Annotated in this window: 22 protein-coding genes; 17 read left to right on the top strand and 5 right to left on the bottom strand. The window is 60.2% G+C overall.

What is annotated here, in order from left to right:
• Positions 1-7: 7 nt before the first annotated feature.
• The 4 genes from ACE10Z_RS32630 to ACE10Z_RS32615 all read right to left on the bottom strand — a co-directional run bounded on the left by ACE10Z_RS32630 (position 8) and on the right by ACE10Z_RS32615 (position 6,288).
• The gene (locus ACE10Z_RS32630; RefSeq protein ID WP_375784451.1) at positions 8-2,179 is read right to left on the bottom strand and encodes a hypothetical protein; all 2,172 of its coding nucleotides are present in this window, start codon (positions 2,177-2,179) and stop codon (positions 8-10) included.
• A gap of 54 nt (positions 2,180-2,233) precedes the next feature.
• Positions 2,234-2,779, bottom strand: coding sequence for a hypothetical protein (locus tag ACE10Z_RS32625; RefSeq protein WP_375784450.1), 546 nt, complete (start codon positions 2,777-2,779; stop codon positions 2,234-2,236).
• 888 nt (positions 2,780-3,667) lie between these two features.
• Complete coding sequence (locus tag ACE10Z_RS32620) at positions 3,668-4,768, bottom strand: alkene reductase (RefSeq protein ID WP_375784449.1); 1,101 nt, start codon at positions 4,766-4,768, stop codon at positions 3,668-3,670.
• A 284-nt stretch (positions 4,769-5,052) separates the two neighbouring features.
• Complete coding sequence (locus ACE10Z_RS32615; RefSeq protein WP_375784448.1) at positions 5,053-6,288, bottom strand: ABC transporter substrate-binding protein; 1,236 nt, start codon at positions 6,286-6,288, stop codon at positions 5,053-5,055.
• 195 nt (positions 6,289-6,483) lie between these two features.
• Between ACE10Z_RS32615 and ACE10Z_RS32610 the strand changes: the two genes are divergently transcribed.
• Positions 6,484-7,458: a D-2-hydroxyacid dehydrogenase family protein gene (locus ACE10Z_RS32610; protein ID WP_375784447.1), complete on the top strand. Its 975-nt coding sequence runs from the start codon at positions 6,484-6,486 to the stop codon at positions 7,456-7,458.
• 48 nt (positions 7,459-7,506) lie between these two features.
• Here ACE10Z_RS32610 and ACE10Z_RS32605 read toward each other — a convergent pair whose 3' ends face one another.
• Positions 7,507-8,268: an IclR family transcriptional regulator gene (locus ACE10Z_RS32605; RefSeq protein WP_375784446.1), complete on the bottom strand. Its 762-nt coding sequence runs from the start codon at positions 8,266-8,268 to the stop codon at positions 7,507-7,509.
• Positions 8,269-8,505: 237 nt separating this feature from the next.
• On the opposite strand from ACE10Z_RS32605, the gene ACE10Z_RS32600 reads away from it, so the two are divergent.
• From ACE10Z_RS32600 to ACE10Z_RS32525, 16 genes are all read left to right on the top strand, one after another.
• Positions 8,506-9,642 carry a CoA transferase gene (locus ACE10Z_RS32600; protein WP_375784445.1) on the top strand — a complete coding sequence of 379 codons (1,137 nt, stop codon included), beginning with the start codon at positions 8,506-8,508 and terminating at the stop codon, positions 9,640-9,642.
• Positions 9,639-10,808 carry a CaiB/BaiF CoA transferase family protein gene (locus tag ACE10Z_RS32595; RefSeq protein WP_375784444.1) on the top strand — a complete coding sequence of 390 codons (1,170 nt, stop codon included), beginning with the start codon at positions 9,639-9,641 and terminating at the stop codon, positions 10,806-10,808. The genes ACE10Z_RS32600 and ACE10Z_RS32595 overlap by 4 nt, the downstream gene beginning before the upstream one ends.
• 23 nt (positions 10,809-10,831) lie before the next feature.
• Positions 10,832-11,902 (top strand): NAD(P)H-dependent flavin oxidoreductase, encoded by a 1,071-nt coding sequence (locus ACE10Z_RS32590; RefSeq protein WP_375784443.1) that lies wholly within the window; start codon positions 10,832-10,834, stop codon positions 11,900-11,902.
• Between the two features lie 16 nt (positions 11,903-11,918).
• Positions 11,919-13,298 carry an MmgE/PrpD family protein gene (locus ACE10Z_RS32585; protein ID WP_375784442.1) on the top strand — a complete coding sequence of 460 codons (1,380 nt, stop codon included), beginning with the start codon at positions 11,919-11,921 and terminating at the stop codon, positions 13,296-13,298.
• 12 nt (positions 13,299-13,310) lie between these two features.
• The gene (locus tag ACE10Z_RS32580; protein WP_375784441.1) at positions 13,311-13,805 is read left to right on the top strand and encodes a MaoC family dehydratase; all 495 of its coding nucleotides are present in this window, start codon (positions 13,311-13,313) and stop codon (positions 13,803-13,805) included.
• A gap of 2 nt (positions 13,806-13,807) precedes the next feature.
• Entirely contained in the window at positions 13,808-14,968 is a 1,161-nt protein-coding gene (locus tag ACE10Z_RS32575; protein ID WP_375784440.1) for an acyl-CoA dehydrogenase family protein, read from the top strand.
• Positions 14,965-15,441 carry a MaoC family dehydratase gene (locus tag ACE10Z_RS32570; RefSeq protein ID WP_375784439.1) on the top strand — a complete coding sequence of 159 codons (477 nt, stop codon included), beginning with the start codon at positions 14,965-14,967 and terminating at the stop codon, positions 15,439-15,441. The genes ACE10Z_RS32575 and ACE10Z_RS32570 overlap by 4 nt, the downstream gene beginning before the upstream one ends.
• On the top strand, positions 15,441-16,667 hold the full coding sequence (locus tag ACE10Z_RS32565) for a CaiB/BaiF CoA transferase family protein (protein WP_375784438.1): 1,227 nt from the start codon (positions 15,441-15,443) through the stop codon (positions 16,665-16,667). The genes ACE10Z_RS32570 and ACE10Z_RS32565 overlap by 1 nt, the downstream gene beginning before the upstream one ends.
• 21 nt (positions 16,668-16,688) lie before the next feature.
• The gene (locus ACE10Z_RS32560) at positions 16,689-17,600 is read left to right on the top strand and encodes an HpcH/HpaI aldolase/citrate lyase family protein (RefSeq protein ID WP_375784437.1); all 912 of its coding nucleotides are present in this window, start codon (positions 16,689-16,691) and stop codon (positions 17,598-17,600) included.
• A 32-nt stretch (positions 17,601-17,632) separates the two neighbouring features.
• The gene (locus ACE10Z_RS32555; protein ID WP_375784435.1) at positions 17,633-18,487 is read left to right on the top strand and encodes an SDR family oxidoreductase; all 855 of its coding nucleotides are present in this window, start codon (positions 17,633-17,635) and stop codon (positions 18,485-18,487) included.
• Between the two features lie 49 nt (positions 18,488-18,536).
• Positions 18,537-19,400: a fumarylacetoacetate hydrolase family protein gene (locus ACE10Z_RS32550; protein WP_375784434.1), complete on the top strand. Its 864-nt coding sequence runs from the start codon at positions 18,537-18,539 to the stop codon at positions 19,398-19,400.
• A 16-nt stretch (positions 19,401-19,416) separates the two neighbouring features.
• The gene (locus ACE10Z_RS32545; protein ID WP_375784433.1) at positions 19,417-19,974 is read left to right on the top strand and encodes a nuclear transport factor 2 family protein; all 558 of its coding nucleotides are present in this window, start codon (positions 19,417-19,419) and stop codon (positions 19,972-19,974) included.
• A 61-nt stretch (positions 19,975-20,035) separates the two neighbouring features.
• The gene (locus ACE10Z_RS32540) at positions 20,036-20,734 is read left to right on the top strand and encodes a dienelactone hydrolase family protein (protein ID WP_375784432.1); all 699 of its coding nucleotides are present in this window, start codon (positions 20,036-20,038) and stop codon (positions 20,732-20,734) included.
• An 89-nt stretch (positions 20,735-20,823) separates the two neighbouring features.
• Positions 20,824-21,501, top strand: coding sequence for a dienelactone hydrolase family protein (locus tag ACE10Z_RS32535; RefSeq protein ID WP_375784431.1), 678 nt, complete (start codon positions 20,824-20,826; stop codon positions 21,499-21,501).
• Between the two features lie 117 nt (positions 21,502-21,618).
• Complete coding sequence (locus ACE10Z_RS32530) at positions 21,619-22,404, top strand: enoyl-CoA hydratase/isomerase family protein (RefSeq protein ID WP_375784430.1); 786 nt, start codon at positions 21,619-21,621, stop codon at positions 22,402-22,404.
• Positions 22,405-23,056: 652 nt separating this feature from the next.
• Positions 23,057-23,230, top strand: a complete 174-nt coding sequence (locus tag ACE10Z_RS32525; protein WP_375784429.1) for a hypothetical protein — start codon at positions 23,057-23,059, stop codon at positions 23,228-23,230.
• Positions 23,231-23,552: the final 322 nt, after the last annotated feature.

The following is a 23,552-nucleotide window of genomic DNA, read 5'->3' as shown; positions in this document are numbered from 1 at the left end:
CATGTTCTCATCTTGAAGGCGCACGCAAGATATCCGCCAACGGCGCGGTCAACTGCTGGGCCAGCCATTGATGACCGAGCGGCGAATAGTGTCCGTCGAATTCGAATGTCAGCAGGTTTGGCATCTCGCCATAGGCATCCGAGAAGGTCGGATTGACGCACTGATAGTCGTTTTTCTGGCAGTATTCGGTCACGTCTTTCGCATAGATTTTTGCGCCGGCGGGAACAGTCCTGCCATCCGCAAGCGTCAATGTCGTCTCACAGCCTTTGCGGCATTGGGCCTGGTCGATGCCGGTGTGGAAGATGAATTTCTGACCAGGATGATGCTGCTCGATGTACTTGACTATCTCTGTCCAGTACCGAAAAGCCTCCTTGCCGGGTTCGGGCATCACGTCAAAAGGCACACTCAACGTGTAGCCGAACGGAATGCCCTTGACGTACTCCGGATGGGTTGGCTTGCTCATAAACACCGGATAGACGGCTGATGCCGCACGGAAAGTGAAGGATCCGCTCTTGTCATAGTAGAAGTTCGGCAAGGCGCTATTTTCCGGATCGAAGCCGAGGCCATCGTGCAGCATTTGCGGGTTGACCTGATAGACCAGACCGGAAGCCATCGACACCAGAGTGTGATCGACATTGAACTTAGACGTATAGTCACGAATACGAGGATAATTTGTGCCGATGTCGCCATTGTCGGTGGCGGCTGAAATCACCTCGACGCATCTGCCGAGCGCAACGCCGAGCGTTTCCTCAAGGATGATATTGAATTTCTCGAAGGCCCGAACCTGAAGCGCGACCATATCGCTGCCGCCAGTGCTCGCCAGACGAACGCACTTATCAGGATTATCGAAAAAACGGTCGCGATCTTGATAGCCGTGATTGTTGGTGAACGTCGTTGAATCGTATTCCTGCACCTGGCTTCCGCCGGGCCAATATTGACGTGAATGGGGTTCATAGAGAGCGGAGTCTGGCGAAGGCACGCGCGGTCCCACAAATCGCGCTGTCTTTGGATCGGGAGCGTGTCCATCGCTATTGAAGTAGTGTGGTCTCATGTCGATCGAAATATCGTCCCGACCGTAACCCGGCACGAACCACCTTCCGAGAGTCGCGAAGTGCTCCAGCTGCGGATACCGCACGCGTAGCGAGACCGGTTGCGCGGGATCGATGCCTTTAAAGGCAAAGCCGCCATCGGCCCCGAGCGTTTGTTTGGTCACCCGGCCAGAATCGTCGAGCAGTTCGATCGGCGTTTCCGGGGGAATATCTGCTCCCGACACGCGCCCCGATAACGTGACGCCAATGGTGGTGGCGGCAGGCATTGGCCGGATCAGCGCCAGACGCTTGAAGCGTACCGTTGTCCCGGCCGCGCCATTTATTTTCACAAACCACTGCTGGATCTGGTCGGGCTGCCCATTGCGAAGCTGCAGCATAAGATTTGCCGGCAGTGGAGCAATCACGTTGTTTGCCGACGGATGAGGTTCTCCAATTGAGTTCGCCGCATTCGCTTTTGCGACGATGTCGGCTGGAAGCAACGGAGGTAGAAGCCCTGTTGGAGCGAGGGTGGGCGGTCCAAGATTGATCGTATAGGCGTTGGCCTGACCGTCCTTGCCAATAAAGCCAATGGTGAGCTTTCCCGCGGTGGGAACCGCTGCGAAATCCACCTCCAGATGCGTCGCATCGCGGGCTGGACTATAATCCGGTGACCAGATGACCCAGGCTTCGTCGTGCGTGATTTCGAGATCGGCCTCACTGACCCGAATTGCTCCGGTGCGGCGTTCGCGCAGGCTTGCTCCATAGATCTCGAAAAGACCATTCTTGCGATACGGACCGACCCGGTCGAACAACGCAAACACCGGGGCGCCGACGCCGCGGTAATCGCTGACAAGGGGGGGGCGATCGGAGTTGTTTCCGAAATTTGTCGCTAATGACAGCGATTCAAGTGCCTTGATACGCGCGTCAAGAGCCCCGATGCTCGCGATAAGCTGCGCGTTTCCAGCCGGCTGCTGTTCAACGACAACCGTCTTCTGAGGCGTGGGCGGCACCATCGCCGGGAGTTTCTGAGCCAACATTCGATCAATGCGAGTGTTGATATACTTTCGCGTCAGCTCATAGCCGCTCGCAACGACGACACAACCCAAGACGATCAATATCGTCGTTACAATATTCTTTTTTACCTGGGTCATTTTCATGGTCGCAGAAAACTTTCGCCGGAGCAGCGGTGTTAATTTGAAGCGCCCTTACGGATTGAAGGAGATCTTGTTTTCGGTGCGGGCAACGTCGCCATTCTTACGCTCGAACGTAATGGTGCCGAAGCGCTTCATGCCGCTGAAGTTCGCCCGATTGTATTCGTCCATGCTGTCGACGGCGATCAAATAGACAACGACCTTTGGGAGCTCGGCGAATTCAGCCTTCGCCAGGTATTCTCGCGCATATGCGGTCGCCGTCGCCGCCATGACGGCCGGAGCTTCCGCTCCGTCCTTCTTGAGTTCCTCGATGCTTGGGTTGAGGTCGAGGACAAGGATGAAATAGGTGTCCTTCTTTGCGACAGCACGGCTCTTCTCCGCAACGATGAGGGGCTTGGAGTCAGCAGCCCAACCCGGTGTCGCGCCAAGAAGCACGATTGTTACAAGCGCCGATATCCAATCCCGCAAGGACAACAGGCGAACCGAGCATTTCAATTGTCCAGAGCTCCTTTGGTAAGTTCCCGGCGAGATGAGCCGCGCAAAAAGCAAAGGCCTTAAGCCGAAAAATCTGTAGCTGACCGGGGTGGCACGATGGGTCAAGTTACTGCGTCTATGCCTTGGGCGGTTTCAGTTGGGGCGGCTGGGTACCGTGATTCGTCTCGCAAATACTGGGCTTCTTGAACGTCGTGTTTCTTTGGGCGCGCCGTTCGGCAAACTTCATGTTTTTTGCTGGGTCCGATAACTCAACCATAGCATCCGATAGCCGAAGATCACCGGGCGATCCAGTGCTTTGTCCTACATGACAGGGGCAAGGTGAACGGAATTGCCCTCAGTGACAGATGTTCGGGCTGGTTGTCCTGCAGGATTACGTACTACCAAGTTGCACGAAGGGTCGCGCCGTAAACAGCGGGTCCGCTCTGTCTGCCGATGTTGTTATATGTATTGCGCAAATCTGCCAGGAGGCCCTTTGGGTCCTCCCGAGGCCCCAACCCCTACGGCCCAAACGCGCCCCGAAAACTCGCCAGCCGCAGCCGGAATTTTCTGACAACCCTGTCAACTTGACGAAGGTCGGGCGTCAACCGTGTCAACCCAGAATCTGAAGTCTGCCGCTGGAGGATTTTGGGGGTGCGCTTGCGCCGTAGGTCAGCCGGGTCGGGGAGGGATCCGCGCCACGGCGACGCGATACGATTGCTGCGGCTATTCGATAGGGCGTTCACTTACCGCGATACCGCGGCCGAACTATCGCATCCCAACCGGCATTCCTCATTAGTGTCCAAGCAGCCCAAGCGCCGCTACGGTGCCTAGACCGCAAGAGCTCCATTTTTATTGCGGCTTTGTCTAGGGTGTCCAAGTACTTCGATAGGATTCTTGCCACGAAGGACATTCAACGGATGTTATTGGTGGGGCGGCCGCGGCCGTCTTGACCGTTTTCGACCGTGTGTGTTCTCATTTCCAAGACTGCCTCCATTGCTGTTGCCGCTCCTCGCCTCAGATAGCCGTGGGGTAGTCGACATATCCCTGCGCTCCGCCCTGGTAGTAGGTCTCTGGGGATGAGGTTGCCAACGGCAGGTCCTCGCGAAATCGTCGCACGAGATCGGGATTGCCGATGAACGGTTTGGCGAAGGAAACCAGATCGGCCTGCTTGCTCCCGATCGCGGTGTTGGCTGAGTCGCGGTCGAAGCCTGAGTTTGCGATCAACGTGCCCTTGAAGCGGGGACGGTAGTAACCGATCGTGTCCTGCAAGGCGGCGACGGCTGTGCCCGACAGGTCGTTCATTGGTCTGCCTATCTGAACGTGAGAGAGCGGAAGCTCATTGAGACGGCCAATGAGGTAGTCGTAGGTCTCGATCGTCTTGTCGGTCAGCTCAAAGCCGCCGACGGCCAGCGTCGGACTGATCTTGATGCCAACCCGTCCTGGTCCCCAGACCGCGATGAGCGCGTCGAGAACTTCCAGGACGATTCGAGTTCGGTTCGCCGCGGAGCCGCCATAGCCGTCTTCGCGGATGTTCAGCGCGCTGTTGAGGAATTCCGGCAGGAGATAGGTGGTTGCGGCATGCAGCTCCACGCCATCGAAGCCGGCCTCGCGAGCGTTCTTCGCGGCTGCCCCATAGTCCGCGACGGTCGAAGCGATCTCTTCAACCGACATGGCACGCGGCGTCACCGTGTCCTTGAAACCACCTGGCGTGAATGATCTCAGGCCAGGGTTCACCGCGGACGGGGCGGGCGGTAGCTCGCCATCGAAAAAGTCGGGATGCGAGACCGCTCCGGAATGGGCTAGCTGCGCGAAGATTGCGCCGCCCTCGGAGTGCACCGCAGAGGTGACGGCGCGCCAGCCCGCGATCTGGCGTTCCGTAAAGAGACCGGGGGCGTTCACGAATCCGATCGCGCGCGGGCTGATCCAAGTGCCCTCTGTGAGGACAAGGCCGGCGGTCGCCCGCTGGCGATAGTATTCAACATGAAGCTCGGTGGGCGCGAGTTCGGCATTGCGCGCGCGGCCGCGCGTCATGGAGGCCATCACAACCCGGTTTCTGAGTTGAAGTCCACCAAGCGCGTAGGGCGTGAACAGTGACGCGTCGTCAGGTTGGGGCATGGCTGGTGCTCAGTTCTCTCATTCGTGTGCGGCCTTCTTTTCGTCGCAGCGCTTTGCTCGCGTCGCGAGGAGCGGGAGCTTTTCTGCCGCTGGGCGCGAGTTGGGCGTTTCGCAAACGACGCGTCGCGGATCGTCTCCGTCCTGGCAAAGCAGATCGACGTCCGCTCCTCGTTCGAATCGCGCGAGCGATAGCGCTTGGGCGAACTGCCCGGCGACGCCCGCGCAGTTGCGCTATCCTGATTAGAACCCGGTCAAACCATGAATTGTGCTTGACCTTCTTCCCGCTATTGCCCGGTGCGCTCGCCAATATCACCGGTGATGACGTCGCCGAACCGCTGCCAAGCCTGGCCGTCGAATTTCATTAGCTGCATCTGCTTGATTGGAAAGAAGTCGTCCGGACTCGTGTTGATCCTGATGCCGGGCAGCAGCATATCGCTTGAGAAGTCTTTCAGATTGGCCGCCTGCCTCATGATGTTTTGCCGCGTCAGGTCATTGCCACATTGCTTGAGCACCTGGACCATGGTCTGCGCCGCCGCGTAGCCGTAGAGAGTATTCCAGTCCGCTTTGTCACCCTCAGGGTAGTATTTATCCATGAAAGACCGCCACGCATATGCGCCCGCATCGTCCTTCCAGGCTGGATCGGTCGGGTCCTTCAGGTAGGCTGTCGAGATGATGCCTTTGGCATTTTCCAGGCCGGCCGGCTTCAGCACACTGGCCACAGAGGTCGATACATTCGCCAGGAAGAACCTCGGCTTCCAGCCGATCTCACCGACCTTCCTGATGGCCTGCGCAGATCCTTTTGGGGCTGCCAACGAGAAGAAGGTGTCGGCACCGGAATCGCGCAGCGTCACGATCTGCGAATCAATCGACGGATCCGTCACTTCATAGGACTTGTCGGCGACGATCATGTTGGCTTTGTCGCCGAGCCCATCGCGCAGTCCCTTGAATTGATCCTTTCCGGAGTCGTCGTTCTGCCAGAACACGGCGATCTTGGCGTTTGGAAAGTGGTCCAGGATATATTTCGCGTAGATGTGCCCTTCAATCTGATAGTTGGGCATCCAACCCATGGTCCATGGAAATCTCTTTGCGTCGCCGAATTTGGTGGCGCCACTGCCGACGAAGAGCTGCGGCACTTTCTTGGCGTTCACGTATTTCTGGATGGCCGAGTTCGACTGTGTGCCGACCGGCTGGAAGATGAGGAGCACCTCGTCGCTCTCGATCAGCTTGCGCGCCTGCTCTATTGCCTTCGGCGGACTATAGCTGTCGTCATAAGAGATGAATTTGATCTGGCGGCCGTTGATTCCGCCCTCGGCGTTGATCTTGTTGAAGTACGCGGCTTCGGTCTTGCCGATCACGGAATAGGAAGACACAGGCCCGCTGTAGGGCATGATATTGCCGATCTTGATCTCGGAGTCGCTCGCGCCCGGATCATATTTCTTTTGCGCAACGGACTCCCCCGTCCAAAATGCAGCAGTAACGATCAACAGCGCGCGAACGACGATTCCCGACCATGACGACATAGTTCCTCCTCTCACACGACACCTCTTTATGGGCAATGACTGACATTGCGCAGAGGAACACGAGCGAACAAGAGAGCAGGTGCCGATCAGCGGCAACCATCACATATGTGATATGTCCGGGCTCTGGGGTGAAACACCGGCCAACTATTCGATAGGAAGAATTCACCCCACGCAGACAGCCAGGAGTATCTCTGCATGAACGTGACGATCCTCGATGACTATCACGACACACTACGTGCGCTGCCCTGCTTCAACAAGCTTGCCGATCATAAAGTCACGATCTGGAACGATCATGTGCAAGATGAAGATGTGCTCGCCGAGCGGCTCGCCGAGACCGAAGTCCTGGTGTTGATCCGCGAGCGCACCAAGATACGTGTTCCCTTGCTCGATCGCTTGCCAAAGCTAAAGCTCATCAGCCAGCGCAGCGTGTGGCCGCATATCGATATCGACGCCTGCTCTCGGCTCGGAATTGTGGTCTCGTCCGACAGGGCACCTTCCTACTCTACGGCAGAGTTGACGTGGGCGCTGGTTCTCGCCGCCATGCGCCAAATACCCCAGCAGGCGGCAGCGCTCAAAGCAGGGCGATGGCAGGTTGGGGTCGGCAGCTCACTGCGAGGCAAGACACTTGGCCTCTATGGCTGGGGCCAACTCGCGCACGAGGTCGCAGGCTACGGTCGTGCCTTTGGCATGAATGTATTGGTGTGGGCGCGCGAGAACTCCCGGGAGAGCGCGCGCGAGGAGGGGTTTGCGGTCGCCCACAGCAAGGAAGCATTCTTCGAGCTGAGCGATGTGCTCTCGCTCCATTTGCGACTTGTCGATGCCACCCGCCATATCGTCACGGCAGCCGACCTCGCGCGCATGAAGCCGACGGCGCTGTTGGTCAATACCAGTCGTGCATCGCTCATCGAGCCTGGAGCGCTCGCGGTGGCGCTGCACGCGGGCCGGCCGGGCCTCGCGGCCGTGGACGTCTACGAGCAGGAGCCTCTGACCGATCCGTCGGATCCGCTTCTGCTATCACCCAACCTGCTCGCGACGCCACATATCGGCTACGTGACGCACGAAGAGTACGAGATGCAGTTCTCCAGCGTGTTCGACCAGATCGTCGCACACGTCCGCGGGAAATCCATCAATGTTGTAAATCCGGATGTGCTTGAACGTATGAGAGCCTGAACACGGAGATCCGATCTGGCGAAGTCCAGACGGTCGCGACCGAACAGGTTATCTGGCTATCATTCTGAGCCGGTGCCGCAAGGCGTCGATGACCTGCTGTCGCTTGGCATCCATGCGATCGGTCGGGCCACCAATGCCGATTGCCAGCAAGCTCTGTTTACCTGAGGATCGGATCAGCATCCCGATTGTGTTGGCACCTGGGGTGGTACGCCCCTTGGTCTCGGAAAAGCCACGCTGACGGATCGCCTCCATTTCCTGGAGAATAGCCGTCTCTCGAAAGTGCGCGGGGACATCTGTCCCATCGGCATTGTTTCGCCGCACGATCGCGCGAACCTGGCTGTTCGATTTGCAGCTCAGAAGGACCTGTCCAAGCCCCGTGCGGGAAATCGGTCGAACTTCGCCGATAGGGATCGTAAATTGAATGCGATGGGTTGTGTTCACGACATGAAGGTATTGCAGCCCGGCGCCGACCTGCTGCCCGAGCATGACCGTTTCTCCAATGTCGGCCTGGAGTCGATCCATGATGTCGGTAATGCGCTCGTCGCCGAAGCGGGCGCGCTGTATCCAGTCGCCGAGCAGCGCAACCCGATAGCTCGGCAGGAAGCGCCGTGTCTCTGCGTCGTATTCGAGATAGTTGAGCGCGACGAGGCTCTTCAGCAGCATTGAGGAGCTCGATTGGGGAATGCCGAGCGCGTCGGATATCTCCGTCACTGACGCGGAAGCCTTCGTTCGCCGGAAGTGTTCCAGCAAAGCAAGCGTCCGCATGGCGGACTTGACCGGTTGAGCATCAGGTTTGCGCAGCTTAGGCAATTTGGTCTCCGGCGCCGTCACGTACATCACATATGTGATGTTCGCCTCTCGAGGGTGTCAATGGGTATGAATTTGATCCGCACGCACTAATGTCAAGCCGAAGAGACGATTGATCACATAACGCGGAACTGGATTGAGAAGCATCGACTCCCTCGGACTAAGGCGACTTCGTCCGATGTTGGAAACGATGGTCTTGTTCTGGACCCGCGCCACCGCTGGCTGACTCATAGACCACTCATGACAAGAGACAATGCTCCGACCGCCGTGCTGCAAGACATCAAGCCGCTTAGCGGCACGGTCATACTCGAGGTCGGCAACGCGAAGTCGCCCGCTTGCCTTCGCGTGGCTACGTCCTTTGCCGGAAAGATCATGTCCGAACTTGGCGCGAAGATCGTCAAGCTTGAACCATCCGGCGGCGATCCCGTCCGGCACTTCCCGCCTTTTCTCGCGACCGGTCCCGACGGTAAACGCAGTGCGCTGTTCAAGTTTCTAAATACCGGGAAGACGACGCTTTCGATGCCGAGTGATGCCGTGGCTGTGAGGAGTGCGGTTGAATCGCTGTTGGGTGCAGGGGTCGATGGCGTCCTGCTGGAGGAAGACAGCGAGCTCAAGGCGGTTCTCGCGAGGCGTTCCCTTGCGCTGGTCGAAATTGCCGGATGGCCGGCAGGCACGCCGGCGCTTGGAAAGTTGTCTGAGTTCACCGCGCTGGCGTCGGGCGGCTTGCTCGACATGATAGGGGAGCCCGATCGCAAGCCGCTGCGCCTCGGTGGGCATCAAGCTTCGTATTCGGCCGGCCTCTCGGTGTTTACAGCGCTGATGGCATTGCTGGCTGAACGCGATGCCGGGCGACATCCGGCCCCAGCCCGAGTGTCCCTGATAGAGACCGCGATGTGGGTCAACTGGAAGGCGATCGCCGGCATCGACGAGAAGGGGAAGTCCCCGACCCGTCAGGGCAACCAGTCTGAATTCCAGGTCGTGCGCTGTCTGGATGGATGGATTGCGGTGGTTTTCTCCGTCACCCAGTTCGAGGGCCTGCGCGACCTCGTGAACAGCCAAGCCTTGCGTCATGCGAAGTTTGCCACACGGGAAGGACGACTGAAGCATATGGGCGAGCTGTATCGGTACCTGGAGCCGTGGTTCGCCGTGCGGACCCGCGCCGAGGTGTATCACGAGGCGCAAACACGCGGGGTACCCCTCGGGCCTGTCTGCACTTCGGCCGAGCTCATTGCCGACCCTCAGAATGTGGCCCGTGGATTCATAGTGCCGTTAGCCGATGTGTCGGTCAGCGACGCGCGGGCGCCGCGATTGCCGGTGCTGTGGAGCCGTTGCGTCGGAACGCCAACCTCGAAACCCCGAGAAGAGGCCGTACTGTGACGCCTCTCGCAAACATTCGTGTAGTCGATTTTGGTCAGTTGACGGCCGGTGCCAATACCTCGGCCATGCTGGCGGATCTTGGGGCGGAGGTCATCAAGGTCGAGTCTGCAGGCTTCATGGACTTGTTCCGTTCGATGGGCAGCAATCGGAATGCAGTCCCTGGGTGGTGGAATCGATCGTCTCAATTTCGCTTTACCAATCGCAACAAGCGTGGTGTGGCCGTCGATGCGAAGCATCCGGAGGGCCGGCGGATCGTCCAGGATCTGGTTGCGACTGCCGACGTTGTCGTCGAAAATTTCCGTCGTGGCGTGCTCGAGCGCCTGGGGCTCGACTACGCCTCGATGGCGGCGCGGAATCCTCGGATTGTCTTCGCGTCGATCTCCAGTCAGGGAGAGACGGGTCCATACCGGCTCCACTCGTCTTTTGGGTCAACCCTGGAGGCGATGGGTGGCATCGCAACTCTGACGGGGTACGAGGGAGACAAGCCGGTCATTAGTGGACCCCATGTCAACTATCCCGATCAGGTGGCCTCGCTTTTTGCCACAGGCATGATCATCACCGCGCTTCGCGAGGCGCGGCGTACGGGCAAGGGCGCGTTGCTCGATCTTTCGCAACGGGAGCTGACGAGCTTTCTGATCGGAGAAGAGATTCTTGCTGCTTCAGTCGATGCTGAGCGAGGCGAGTCACCGCGACGCGGCAACGCCGACGAGGCAGCGGTCCTCCAGGATTGCTTTCTGGCTTCGGACGGACGCTGGATAGCGCTCACGATAGAAGACAGCATCGACGCTGAGCTCTGTCGCGCGATCGTCGGCGGGGATGAAGGTCTCGCCGATTGCGTCGCATCGTGGTGTTGCGTCCGCCCAGCGGCCGAGGCAGCGCAAGTGCTCTCGACGGCGGGCCTCGCTGCTGCAGTTGTACGTGACGGCGCCTCCCTGATCAGGGAGCGGCAGCTCGCGGGGCAGACGCTCGTCTGGCGCGGAAACGGCGAGGTCGTGAAGGGACGACCGTACAGCGTTGACGGCGTTCAGTTGGAAATCAGCCGCGACGCGCCCGATCTTGGTCAACACACGCGCGAAGTCCTGAGCGAAGTCCTTGGACTTGACGAGCCGGCAATACAGCACCTTGCCGAACTGGGCGTCACTCGCTCCGAGCCCTTCGAGCAATAGACCGAGCACCATTGGAGACACACTTGAACGCAGACGAATTGCTCAATCAGCTCGAAATACCCCTCATTGTGGCGCCGATGTTTCTCGTATCGACGCCTGCGATGACGCTTGCGGCCTGCTCGGAGGGGCTGATGGGCAGCTTTCCCGCGCACAGCGCGCGTAGCTCGGAGATCCTCGAGGACTGGCTGATCGAGACGATCGAGGGGCTGGAGCGCCTGCGCGGCGAAGCGAACGATAGCAAAGTGGCTCCCTTCGCCGTCAACCTGGTGGTCCATCCGTCCAACGCCCGGTTGGCCGACGACCTGGAGAAATGCATCAAGTATCGCGTGCCGGTCGTGCTGACGTCGAAGGGGGCTCCAACCGACATCATTGCACGCATTCACGACTATGGTGGGCTTGTACTCCACGACGTCGCGAGCAAGCGTCATGCCGAGAAGGCGCTTGAAGCCGGAGTCGACGGCATTATCGCCGTCGCGGGCGGCGCGGGCGGGCACACCGGAACGATCAATCCCTTCGCCCTGATGAACGAGTTGCGCCAAGTCCATGGCGGACTGATTGCTTTGGCGGGCGGAATGACGACCGGACGCGATGTCCTTGCGGCACGGATGATGGGAGCGGATTTCGCCTATGTGGGGACCCGTTTCATCGCCACGGCCGAATCCGCGGCGCCGGAAGATCACAAACGCATGATCGTTACGTCGAATGCGACGGATGTCTTCTTCAGCGCCTCCGTCGACGGTGCTCCCGCGAACTGGCTGACGAAGAGCCTGCTCGCGGCTGGTGTCGACCTGGACGTGCTGCGGACGACGCTGCCCGGCAAGATCGTGGCGGCTGCAGAGACGCGGAAGCGCTGGAAGGATATCTGGACCGCTGGTCACGGCGTGGGAAACATCAGGGATATTCCGTCGACCGTAGAGCTCTGCCGGCAACTCAAGGCAGAGTATCGAGCGGCCACTGCGGAGCCCGTTGCCGCCAACCGCACCCGGGCCGGCAGAAACGCGACCGCGCGCGCGAACGGACCACTTGCGCCTCAACGCCCGCTGCCAATCGACCATGGCGAACGCCCTGATGTTGCCCGCGCCGGCAGCGCTTGAGAGAGGGTGACGTGTGATGAACGAGCAACTTCGTCGTCCGGATGTCGCGCAGGGCGTAACCCAAGCCCTGGCGCATCGCATCGCAACTCTAAGGTATGAGGATCTACCTGCCGACGTCATTACGATCGCCAAGCACTGCGTTCTGGACTGGGTAGCCGTTGCCCTGCAGGGCGCACGCGAGCCGTTGGCCACGATACTTGCCGAACAGGTTGCAGCGGAGGGCGGCAATGGCTGCGCTACCCTCATCGGGCGCAGTCGAAGAGTCTCTCCACGTCAGGCGGCTCTCGTCAACGGTGCCGCAGCCCACGCACTCGACTACGACGACGTGAATGTCAGGATGATGGGCCATCCCACGACCCCGGTGCTGCCTGCCGCCTTGGCGCTCGCCGAAAGTCGGGGGGGCAGCGGTCGTGACCTGATCGTCGCATTCGTCGCGGGCTACGAGACCGAATGCGAGGCCGGCGAGATGGTGTCGCCCAGTCACTATGGGCGCGGCTTCCATGCGACCGGCACCGTCGGAACATTCGGCGCCGCCGCAGCGTGCGCACATCTCAGCCGCCTCGACAGTAACACTGTCGCCACGGCGCTCGGCATCGCCGGTACGCAAGCGGCTGGTTTGAAATCGATGTTCGGCACCATGTGCAAGTCGTTGCACGCCGGAAAAGCCGCCGAAAACGGCCTGCTGGCCGCCGAACTGGCCTCGCGGGGATTTAACAGCCGAAGCGATGTACTTGAATGCGCAAACGGGTTCGCTGCCACTCATGCCGACGGCATGCGATCGCTGCATCAGTTCTCGAGCGGCGGCAGCGAGTACCATATCGCCGACAATCTCTTTAAGTATCATGCGTCTTGCCACCAGACCCACGCGGCGATTGAGGCGCTGCGCGCTCTACAGGACGAGCACGGCTTTTCCAGCTCCGACGTCGTCAAAGTCACCCTGCGTCATGACGCCGGTGCGGAAGCGATCTGCAATATCGCTCGCCCGAGCACCGGCCTGGAGATCAAGTTCTCGCTGCGCATGATGGCCGCGCTTACGTTGGTGGGCGTCGATACGGCCGTGGTCACCAATTTCAGTGAAGGCACGGCAAGAGAGCCTGGCCTGCAGGCGTTGCGCGACAAGGTCGAGGTGACATTCGCGCGCGACTGGCCTTTGACGCGAAGCGAAGTGGCCGTGCATTTGGCTGACGGTCGGGTTCTAAACGGTCGTCATGATTCCGGTCAACCCGAGCGAGACCTCGACAAGCAGCAGACAAAGCTCCTCGCCAAATTCCGCTTGCTGGTCGGCCCGGTCGTCGGTGTCGGCCTCGCCGATGACATTGCCGCCGACATTTTGTCGCTTGAGCGGCAAGCCGACCTGAAACATCTGACCTCGCGACTGGCTCACGAGCAACGGTAGGGAACAAGAAGGATGGAACCCGAATTTCGAAAGCGGGCAGTCGAGCGGCAGCGCGGTCATTGGTATGAGGATTTCGAGATCGGTCGCGAATTCGTCCACCACTGGGGCCGTACGATCAACGAAAGCGACAACTCGCTGTTCTCCACGCTCACGCTGCATTTCAATCCGCTCTATTTCAATCGCGAGTTCGCGGTCGCGCATGGTCACCCGCGCGAGCAGGTGAATCCGATGCTTGTCTTCAACACGGTGTTCGGCCTCTCGGTCGAGGACCTCAGCGAGAACGGGGCGGGATTTCTAGGCGTCGACGAGCTGACCTATCATTCGCCGGTCTATCCGGGCGACACGCTGACCGCCAGGTCGACGGTGCTTGCCGCTCGGCTGTCGTCGAAGAATCCGCAGCAAGCGATCTGCACCTGGCACACCAAAGGCTTCAATGAGCATGGCCGCCTCGTGATCGACTTCAAGCGCACCAATCTCATCTACAGGCGACCGGCGGCCAAGGATTGACCATGTCCTATATGACTGAGGAACGGCGTCTCATTCAGGATACCGCGCGCGAGTTCGCCATGCGCGAGGTTCTGCCGATCGCCAACAAGCTCGATCCGCTGCAGGAAGACATACCGATGTCGCTGCGCGACAAGATGGCGGAGATGGGCTACTTCGGGATCCTCATGCCGGAGGAGTACGGCGGCCTGGGGCTAGGTTGCTTCGAGTACTGTCTGGTCACGGAAGAGCTGGCGCGTGCCTGGATGAGCGTGGCCAGCATCATTGCCCGTGGCAACGGCATGATCGGCTGGGCCGCCATGACCGACGAGCAGAAGCAGATGTATCTGCCGAAGATCGCTGGCGGCGAGATGCTCGGCTCTTTCGCGATGTCGGAGCCGAATACCGGGTCGGACATTGCAAGCCTTACCTGCCGCGCACGGAAGGATGGCGACTGCTATCGGCTGACGGGAAACAAGTACTGGTGCACGTTTGCCGACGGTGCGGACTACCTGATGGTGATGGCGCGGACATCCGAAATGGATCCCAATCGTCGCCATCTCGGCATCAGCCTGTTCATGATCCCGAAGAAGCGGGGCGAGCTGCCGCCTGGCGTGGGTGGCGCGCCGATCCCCAAAATCGGATATTTTGGCTTCAAGACGTGGGAATTGGCTTTCGACAATTTTCGTGTGCCGAAAGAGAATCTGATCGGCGAGGAAGGCAAGGCGTTCTATTACGCGACGAGCGGACTTGAAGTGCCGCGTGCACATACCGCTGCGCGGTCGATCGGATTGGCGCGCGGGGGGCTCGAAGACGCCATCGCCTATGCCAAGGAACGTGTGCAGTTCGGCAATCCGATATCGGACTTCCAGGCGATCCGCTTCAAGATCGGTGAGATGGCGAGCCAGATCGAGGCGGCTCGCCAGCTGATGTACTACGTCTGCGACGAGATCGACGGGGGCCGGCGCTGCGACAAAGAGGCGTCGATGGCCAAGCTGTTCGCAAGCGAGATGTCGGAGCGCGTCACGAGCGAGGCTCTGCAGATCCACGGCGGAGCCGGCTACACCAAGCTGCATGCCGTGGAGCGCTATTGGCGAGACGCCCGCTTGACGAAGATATTCGAGGGTACGTCGGAAATTCAGCTGCGGATCATCTCGGACAACCTTCTTGGACGGAGCAAACGATGAAGACCGCCGAGCTGACGAGCAACAACAACTATTTCGAGGATTTCACCGTTGGTGAAGTGCTTCGCCATCGGCGCGGCAAGACGATCGAGCCGATCGAGAACGTTCTGATTACGAACATGGTGATGAATACGGCCTCGGGTCATTTCGATGAAGTCGTCATGCGCGACACCATGTTCAAGAAGCGGCTGCAGTTCGGTGGCGTGACCGCTTCGCTGATCATCGGCATGTCCAGTCAGGACACGTCCGAGAACGCGCTGGCCGAGTTGGCCATGACTAATGTCCGCTTCAAGGAGCCGGTCTTTCACGGTGACACGCTCTACGCGTTCACCGAGGTGCTCGAGAAGCGGGAGAGCGAACGCACTGACGCCGGCGTTGTCGTCTTCCATCACTGGGGTGTCAATCAGGATGACAAAGTGGTGTTCGAGGGCGACCGGCAGGTGCTGGTCAAGAAGCGGGCGCACTGGAGCAAGTGATGGTCGCGACAGCCTCCGAGGGAGCCCTTGCGGGTCTCAGGGTGATCGACATGACCCTGATGCTCGCCGGCCCTTATGCGTCGATGTTGCTCGCAGATCAGGGCGCCGAGGTGATCAAGATCGAGCCGCTCGATGGCGACTACGTCCGTACCGTAGGGCCCTATCGTCCCGACGACGAGCTGCACGCTTTCGGCGGCTATTTTCAAAGCGTCAACCGCAACAAGCTTTCTGTTGGTCTCGACCTGAAGAAACCGGAGGCGCGAGACATACTGATCGATCTGGTCAAAGGCTCGGATGTCCTCATCGAGAATTACAGGGCGGGCGTTATGGACCGGCTTGGGCTCTCTTACGAGGTGTTGCGGGAAGCCAATCCTCGGCTCGTCTATGGAGCGGTGCGCGGCTTCGGCGACCCGCGCACGGGCCGCAGCCCTTACGTCGATTGGCCGGCCTACGACGTGATTTCGCAGGCGATGGGCGGCATCATGGGCATTACCGGCGCGAGCGCCAGCCAACCGATCAAGATCGGTCCGGGCGTCGGTGACATTGTGCCGGCAATGATGTGCGCGGTCGGTGTGCTCGCCGCCGTTTATCGCGCGAAACAGACCGGCCAGGGACAATTTGTCGATGTCTCCATGGTGGACAGTGTGCTGTCCCTCTGTGAGCGGATCGTCTATCAGCATTCCTACGAACACAAAGTGCCACAGCCCGAGGGGCACCGGCACCCGTTTCTGACGCCGTTCGGCATCATCCCTTGCAAGGACGGCCACTTGACGTTGGCCTGCCACACTGACGCCTTCTGGGCGCGTTTGTGCGCATTGATGTGCAAACCCGAGATGGCATCGGATCCCCGCCTGGCCACCGAGGAGGCGCGGCGGCGGCATCAGGATCTCGTCTACGACACGATCGCAGAGTTTACGGCGTCGCGTACCAAGCAGGAGCTGTTCTCGATCTTTGGCGGGCAGGTACCGTTCGCACCGGTCTATACCGCGGCCGACATCGCGCAAGATCCGCATTTCGTCGCGCGCGACATGATTGTCGCGCTGGAGCATCCGGGTTGTGAGGGCGAGTTCGCGGTGGCTGGGGTGCCGATCAAGATGACCGAAACGCCGGGATCGATCCGACGACGCGCGCCGATATTATCGGAGCATGCGGCCGAGGTTCTGGCGCGTGTTGGCGTTGGCGATGAGCGACTACGCGACTTGAGGTCGCGCGGCGTAGTCAAGTGATCGTTGAAGGAGAAGGCCGCAATGCAAGAGCGAAAGAAGAGACTGCGCCGAGTGGAGCTGGCTGTGCCAGCATCAAACGAGCGAATGATGGCGAAGGCCGCCGGGAGCAAGGCTGACTTCGTCTTTCTCGATCTGGAGGACGCCGTTGCGCCGAAGGCCAAGGTGGAGGCGCGAGGGAAGGCTGTCGAGGCGCTCAAGAGCCTTGATTGGAGCGGAAAGACACGCTGCGTGCGGATCAACGATCTCGGCACCGAGTGGGCGTTTGAAGACATCATCACAGTGGTCGAAGGCGCGCACCAGCACCTCGACGTGATCATGATACCGAAGGTGATGCGCGGAAGCGACGTTCTCTTCGTGGACACGCTGCTCGGCCAGCTCGAGAAGAAGCTCAAGATAGATCGACGTATCGGTCTCGAGGTCCTGATCGAAGAGGTCGAGGCGATGATCAACGTGGAAGAGATCGCCCGATCCTCGCCGCGGCTCGAAGCGTTGATCTACGGCGTCGGCGATTTTTCGGCGTCGCAGGGGATCGACCTGGGCGCCGTGTATGGGCCCAACGGTTATCCCGGGGACATCTGGCACTACGGGCGGCACAAGATCACGATCGCGGCCCGAGCGGCCGGCATCGATGCGGTCGACGGCCCCTTCGGCAACTTCAAGGATGCCGCAACCTATAGCGAGGAATGCCGGCGCGCGAAGATGATCGGCATGGTTGGCAAGTGGGCGATCCATCCAGCGCAGATAGATCAGGCGATACCGGTATTTTCGCCTTCGCAAGCCGATGTCGACGCGGCGCGCGCGATGACGAAAGCGTATCGCGAAGCCGAAGCGCAGGGTCTTGGCGCCGTGGTCTACAACGGTGAGATGATCGACGCGGCGACCATCCGACTGGTGAAGAACATCATCGACAAAGCCGATCTGATCGGGATGTGACGAATGATGACGCACGGATACGCTTTCGTAGTATGAATACATTGGCCGGAAGAACGATCTTCATCAGCGGCGGCTCGCGCGGGATCGGGCTCGCCATCGCGATGCGTGCAGCGCGTGATGGAGCCAACGTGGCGATCGCGGCGAAGACTGTGGAGCCGCATCCGTCGTTGCCCGGGACGATCTACACCGCGGCTCGACAGATCGAGGACGTCGGCGGGCGCCCACTGCCGCTCGTCTGCGATATCCGTGACGAGGAGCAGGTCGAGGCAGCCGTGGCCGCGACCGTCGCCCGGTTCGGAGGGATCGACATCTGCCTCAACAACGCCAGCGCGGTGCGGCTAACGGGAATTCTCGATACGCCGGTGAAGCGCTACGATCTGATCAATGGCGTCAACACCCGCGGCACCTTCCTGGTCACGCAAAAATGTCTGCCGCATCTTCTGGTCTCCGAGAACCCGCATATTCTAACGATTTCGCCGCCGCTCCACATCGAGGAGCGTTGGTTCGCGCCACACGTTGCCTATTCAATTGCCAAATTCGGCATGAGTCTTGTGACGCTCGGTGTTGCCGGCGAGTTTCGTGGGCGCGTTGCCGCCAACGCGCTTTGGCCGCGAACGGCTATCGACACCGCTGCGATGACGGAGTTCAAGTCGCATATCGACATCGGCCGATTGCGCTCCCCGGAAATCATGGCCGATGCCGCGCATCTGATCCTGACATCCGATGCGAAGACGGTGACCGGTCAGTTTTTCGTCGACGATGAAGTGCTTGCCGCCCACGGCGTCACCGATCTCAGTCGTTACAACCCGCCGGGCGTTGACGACGTCGACGTCACGCCGGACCTGTTCGTCCCGAGCATTCGAGAGCTCGTCGGGCGCGGCAAATGAGCGATCTCGCCCTTCTTGCGTCAACGTGAGGCCATCGGAGTACGGCACCATGCGTTTTGTTAGCTATGTCAGGGTCGGCGGACACGATCCGCACGACCGTATGATGGGAGTAGTGCTCGACGATATGGTCGCGCCGCTCGCACCGATCGACGCATTTTATGAGAATCTGTCTGGCTTAAGGCAGCGCGCCGCGGGAATGAGCGAGGGCGAAATCCCGCTCACCGACCTGACGCTGGCGCCGCCCGTGCCGCGCGATGCGAAGATCATTTGCGCGGCAATCAACTACGCCAAGCACGGTGTCGAATCGAAGCTTCCGACTCCAAGCTTTCCAAACCTGTTCGCGCGATGGGCGTCCGAGCTTGTCGTCGATGGAGCGCAGATACCGGTGCCGGTCGTCGAGCCGCACGGTCTTGACTGGGAGGTCGAACTGGCCGCGATCGTGGGCGCCACGACGATAGACGCTGATGAGAAGACCGCCGCGGAAAACGTGTTCGGATACACCGTCGCCAACGATGTCAGCGGTCGCGCCGCGCAGCTTCAGTCGGCAACGCTAAGTACGGGTCAGTGGGCGTTGGGCAAAAACGTAGACAAGAGTTGCCCCATTGGCTCCTTCATCGTAACGGCGGACGCCATTTCGGTCACGGATTTGAAGCTCGAGACCATCGTGGACGGACATGTCATGCAGCATGGCACGACGGCCGACATGGTGTTCAGCGTTCCGCACCTCATCGCCTTCACGTCCCGCCATGTCACATTGCGGCCAGGCGACGTCATCCTGACCGGCACGCCCGATGGTGTCGGGATTGGCCGCAATCCGCGAGTCTACATGAAGCCGGGTGCTCTGCTCACCTCGTGGGTCGAAGGGATCGGCAGCATTACCAACAAGATCGTCGACAGCACGCATCGCAGGTAAAAAGGCGGAGGATCAAATGGCAGGGGTAGAACGAAGCATCGAAGGGTCACTCGCGGTGGACACGACGGTTCCGGATAGCGCTCTGACGCGCGAGCAGATTATTGCCCGCAATCTGAAAGTGGTCGAAGCGCATTTCCATAACGAGACGCCCGAGCATGTCGAAAGGGCAATCGCCCTTTACGGCGACACGATCAGCTGGGAGGCGCCCACGCGCGGTATCGTCATGAATGACAAGAACGAGATTCTCGAAGCTTATCGAGCGATCTTTCGCACCGTCGCATATCGTCGGGTCGTGCCCTTGCGCCGGTTCGCCACCGAGCAATTCGTGTTCGACGATCAGATCGGTCACGTCACCGTGGTCGGTGACGAAATGCCCAACATTCCCTATCCCGTTGGCGCCGAGCTTGCTGTGCGCCTGACCCATCTTTTCGAGATCAAGGATGGGAAAATCGTCCGCGAAATCGCCTACGAGATGTGGCGCGAGGAGGGGGCGCCGAATGCCGTCGACTTCATACCGCCGGGCACCCCGGAGATCGTTTTCTCGGCTCCTGGCACCGTCAGTGTGAGCAGGTAGGGACGAGGCACCCACCAGGTCACTCAGGGTGGGACGTCAGAACCCGTTCATAGGAGACGATATGACCGAGTTTTCGATCGCGACACCGCACCACCGGCTCAAGGGCTATCTGGCAACGCCGCAAGGCGTGGGGCCGTGGCCCGGCGTCATCGTGCTGCATGACATCTTTGGCCTGACCGACGTGACGCGCGGTCATGCTGATTGGCTCGCCAAGGAAGGCTATCTTGCGGTGGCACCGGACCTGTTCTCCTGGGGTGGCCGGCTTCGTTGTATCCGCGCTTTGATGGTGGACCTGTCGGCGCGCAAGGGCGCCGCGTTCGACGATGTCGACGCCATCAGGCAGTGGCTCGAGAGCCGTCAGGATTGCACCGGCAAGTCCGGGGTCATTGGCTTCTGCGCAACAGGCGGCTTCGCGATCCTGCTGGCAGCCGGCCACGGCTTTTCCGCGGTAGCCCCAAACTACGGCCAGGTCCCGAATGATATCGATGCGATCCTGGAAGGCGCCTGTCCGATGGTCGCGAGCTTCGGCGGTCGCGATTGGACGCTAAAGGGCGCGGCGGCGCGGCTGAACGGCGCACTCGAGCGGCATCAAATCGACCATGATGTCAAAGAGTATCCCGACGCCGGACATTCCTTCCTCGACGATCTCAAGGGCTTGGTCGGGGTGCTCGGTGTCGTCCTGCGGGCGGGTTACAAAAACAGGGATGCGGCTGACGCGCGAGGCCGTATTCGGGCGTTCTTCGCGCGTCACCTCGCATAGGCCATTGGCGCCGTTTCAACATCGGTGTGACCGCAACGGGCGCACTGTCCAAACTCGACCAAGTGCAAGCTCAACAAAATGGATCAGTCATGGGACAAGACATCAAACTGACGGCGTCAGATGGTTTTCAATTGGGCTGCTATCGCGCCGATCCAGCCGGCGCGCCCAGGGGCGCGATCGTCGTGGCCCAGGAAATCTTTGGCGTCAATCACCACATCCGCTCGATCTGCGATCGATTGGCGAAGCAAGGCTATGCGGCGTTCGCACCGTCGATTTTCGACCGCACCGAGCCGAATTTCCAGAGCGGATATTCGCCCGATGAAGTCCAGGAAGCATTGCAAAAGTTCTCCGGCAATCCGGATTGGGCGGCGTTTGCGCGCGATACTCAGGCGGCGATCGACGCGGCAAGGTCTATCGGACCGGTCGGCATCGTCGGCTTTTGCTCCGGAGGAGTCATCGCCTACCTGGCGGCAGCGCGATCGACTGGTCTTTCCGCTGCCGTCGGATACTACGGGGGCGGCCTCATACACTTCGCAAACGAGAGGCCGAAAGTGCCAACGCAACTTCATTTCGGCGAGAAGGACGCGCACATTCCCCTAACCGACGTCGAGACAATCAAGGCCAAGCAGCCAGAGGTCGAGGTCTTCACCTATCCCGGTGCGGAGCACGGCTTCCATTGCGACGAGCGGTCCAGCTACGACAAGACAAGCTCCGATATCGCTTGGCCGCGCAGCTTGAGCTTCTTCGCGAAGCATTTGCAGGCCTAGTCGGATGACCTTTTGTTGAAACAGCGGGGCCTGATCTTTGATTAAGCCCCGGTACTGACGCATACGGCCAGTTGGCGCGGTCGTCGAAGTCTTCATCCACCAACGAAGGAGAGTGAAATGACGTCCCTCGTGACCGTCGAACGACGTCAAGGCTATGCCGTCGTGTGCTTCAACCGTCCGGAAAAGAAGAATGCCATGAACCGCGCCGCGCGCCGGGAACTTCTCGACGCGCTGACGTCCTTGCGCGCCGACTGCCGGACGATCGTATTGACCGGCTGCGGTGACACCTTTTGCTCGGGCGTCGATCTGAAGGAAGCACGCAACGATGCCGAAGCGGGGACCGCGCCCGATCCCCGTTCGGACTGGATTGAGGTGCTGATCGCGATCCGGGAGCATCCCGCGGTCTTTATCGCCGCCGTCAACGGACTCGCCCTGGGCGGCGGTGCGACGCTCATCAGCGTCTGCGACCTGGCTGTTGCCGCCGATGAGGCGGAAATCGGAATGCCGGAAATCGGCTTTGGGGCCTATCCGCAATTCTCTGGGCCTGGAGCCCAGATCCAGCTGACCGCCAAACGCGCGGCCTGGCTGGTGTTGACGGCCCAACGGATTGATGGGCGCACCGCGGAGGGCTGGGGGATGGTCAATCGCTCGGTGCCGCTTGCCGGGCTGATGGACGAGGCCGATCGCCTGGCGAAGATCGTCAGTGCATTCGACGCCGTCGCGCTTTGGGAAAGCAAGCGCGCACTGGACGCGGTTCCGGCGTTGATTTCCGGCTGGCGCGAGTCTTTCGAGCACGGCTTGTCCACCAATGCCCGTATACGCTCATTGAGTGCGGCGCAAGACGAGGGATTCTCGCGGTTTTCGGCAGGCGAGCGAAATCCCGGACAGGGTCGATTGACGTAGCTCACGCCGATCGATTCCGCCAAGGCGGCGATATCGAGGATGTAGTCACCCCGCTTGGCGGCGAGCTCGCGAAGCCCATCGTTGAAATCCTGAATCTGGCGGCGCATCGACGTGGATACTTGCGCGTCCATGCTTCCGAACAGCGGTTGCGGAGGGCAGGCAACGGTCTGGAAAATGACCGGCACACCGGCGCCGCACTCGAGACCTTCGCGTATCATGCCCACGTAGTCGAGGGTGGACTGGTTCGACGAGCTGCCGCCGCCGTTGTTGAGCGGCAATCCATGGAAATCGAGATGAAACCGAAGGCAGGGGCGCAGCATCGAGATCGGCAAGGACGAGGCCGAGCTCGACATTGAATTGGGGCGGAACCTGCAATTCTCGAGCGGATCATCTCTGTCTCCAGCCAATACCGTCGCCGATCCTGAACAAGCTTGCGAAACGATGCCGGACCTTTTGGCGCAAGAGCGGTAGTTGCCCAATGGCGTTTGGGCGAGGAGCCCTCCGCTGTGTTGAGTCTTGCGCCTTATTTGGAAGTTCGTCTTCATGATAACCTTCCCTGTTTCTGTTGCGTGACACGGCAGCGCCGTGCGACCGCCTGACGGCCTCGTGATGTCCAGAACGTCTTGTTCGATGGCTTGTGAATGGGACGGCGATGAAGAAGACCTTGCAGGAACGTCTCAAGACAATCGAAGCTGTTCGCCGTGCAGAGCGAACAGCCCTGCGCGTCGTCGTCGTCGGCATCGGCGCCGATGTGGCTCACACCCCCTTGGACAATTTGAGCTGGCGCGATGCGCAGCTGGCCTGCGGTGATTTTTCGGGCCGGTGAATTCTCGGACGCCCGGGTGGCGCGATCCGATGTGATGGCTGGACTACAATCAGAATGGTGGCGCGGAGCGAGACATCCCCCGATGCCGCAATTGATCCCGAACCCGCCGCTATCCAACGCGAGTGCGAGACTGTAATGAGAGCGCTGGCCGCGTGCGTCGGGGGGCGCTGGCGGGCCGCGATCGACCTGACGTGCCTGTCACCGGGCGATCGTACTCACGAAATAACGATGGATTTGACGTGGCGAATACCAAGAAGGCCCGCGCTGCTGCTGGCGCGAAGAAGAAAAGCAAGGGATTGACGCGTTCCGGGATCTCATCCTC

Origin of the sequence: Bradyrhizobium sp. Pha-3, from assembly GCF_042258615.1 — a bacterium.
GTDB lineage: Bacteria > Pseudomonadota > Alphaproteobacteria > Rhizobiales > Xanthobacteraceae > Bradyrhizobium.
Note: the sequence above shows the minus strand (reverse complement) of the source record. Positions and strands in the feature narration are given on the sequence as shown.

Bases quoted from the DNA above. Each gene is read 5' to 3' on its own strand.
- ACE10Z_RS32630 (WP_375784451.1), bottom strand. From the start codon at position 2,179: ATGACCCAGGTAAAAAAGAATATTGTAACGACGATATTGATCGTCTTG.
- ACE10Z_RS32620 (WP_375784449.1), bottom strand. From the start codon at position 4,768: ATGCCCCAACCTGACGACGCGTCACTGTTCACGCCCTACGCGCTTGGT.
- ACE10Z_RS32615 (WP_375784448.1), bottom strand. From the start codon at position 6,288: ATGTCGTCATGGTCGGGAATCGTCGTTCGCGCGCTGTTGATCGTTACT.
- ACE10Z_RS32610 (WP_375784447.1), top strand. From the start codon at position 6,484: ATGAACGTGACGATCCTCGATGACTATCACGACACACTACGTGCGCTG.
- ACE10Z_RS32600 (WP_375784445.1), top strand. From the start codon at position 8,506: ATGACAAGAGACAATGCTCCGACCGCCGTGCTGCAAGACATCAAGCCG.
- ACE10Z_RS32585 (WP_375784442.1), top strand. From the start codon at position 11,919: ATGAACGAGCAACTTCGTCGTCCGGATGTCGCGCAGGGCGTAACCCAA.
- ACE10Z_RS32580 (WP_375784441.1), top strand. From the start codon at position 13,311: ATGGAACCCGAATTTCGAAAGCGGGCAGTCGAGCGGCAGCGCGGTCAT.
- ACE10Z_RS32575 (WP_375784440.1), top strand. From the start codon at position 13,808: ATGTCCTATATGACTGAGGAACGGCGTCTCATTCAGGATACCGCGCGC.
- ACE10Z_RS32570 (WP_375784439.1), top strand. From the start codon at position 14,965: ATGAAGACCGCCGAGCTGACGAGCAACAACAACTATTTCGAGGATTTC.
- ACE10Z_RS32565 (WP_375784438.1), top strand. From the start codon at position 15,441: ATGGTCGCGACAGCCTCCGAGGGAGCCCTTGCGGGTCTCAGGGTGATC.
- ACE10Z_RS32560 (WP_375784437.1), top strand. From the start codon at position 16,689: ATGCAAGAGCGAAAGAAGAGACTGCGCCGAGTGGAGCTGGCTGTGCCA.
- ACE10Z_RS32555 (WP_375784435.1), top strand. From the start codon at position 17,633: ATGAATACATTGGCCGGAAGAACGATCTTCATCAGCGGCGGCTCGCGC.
- ACE10Z_RS32550 (WP_375784434.1), top strand. From the start codon at position 18,537: ATGCGTTTTGTTAGCTATGTCAGGGTCGGCGGACACGATCCGCACGAC.
- ACE10Z_RS32545 (WP_375784433.1), top strand. From the start codon at position 19,417: ATGGCAGGGGTAGAACGAAGCATCGAAGGGTCACTCGCGGTGGACACG.
- ACE10Z_RS32540 (WP_375784432.1), top strand. From the start codon at position 20,036: ATGACCGAGTTTTCGATCGCGACACCGCACCACCGGCTCAAGGGCTAT.
- ACE10Z_RS32535 (WP_375784431.1), top strand. From the start codon at position 20,824: ATGGGACAAGACATCAAACTGACGGCGTCAGATGGTTTTCAATTGGGC.
- ACE10Z_RS32530 (WP_375784430.1), top strand. From the start codon at position 21,619: ATGACGTCCCTCGTGACCGTCGAACGACGTCAAGGCTATGCCGTCGTG.
- ACE10Z_RS32525 (WP_375784429.1), top strand. From the start codon at position 23,057: ATGAAGAAGACCTTGCAGGAACGTCTCAAGACAATCGAAGCTGTTCGC.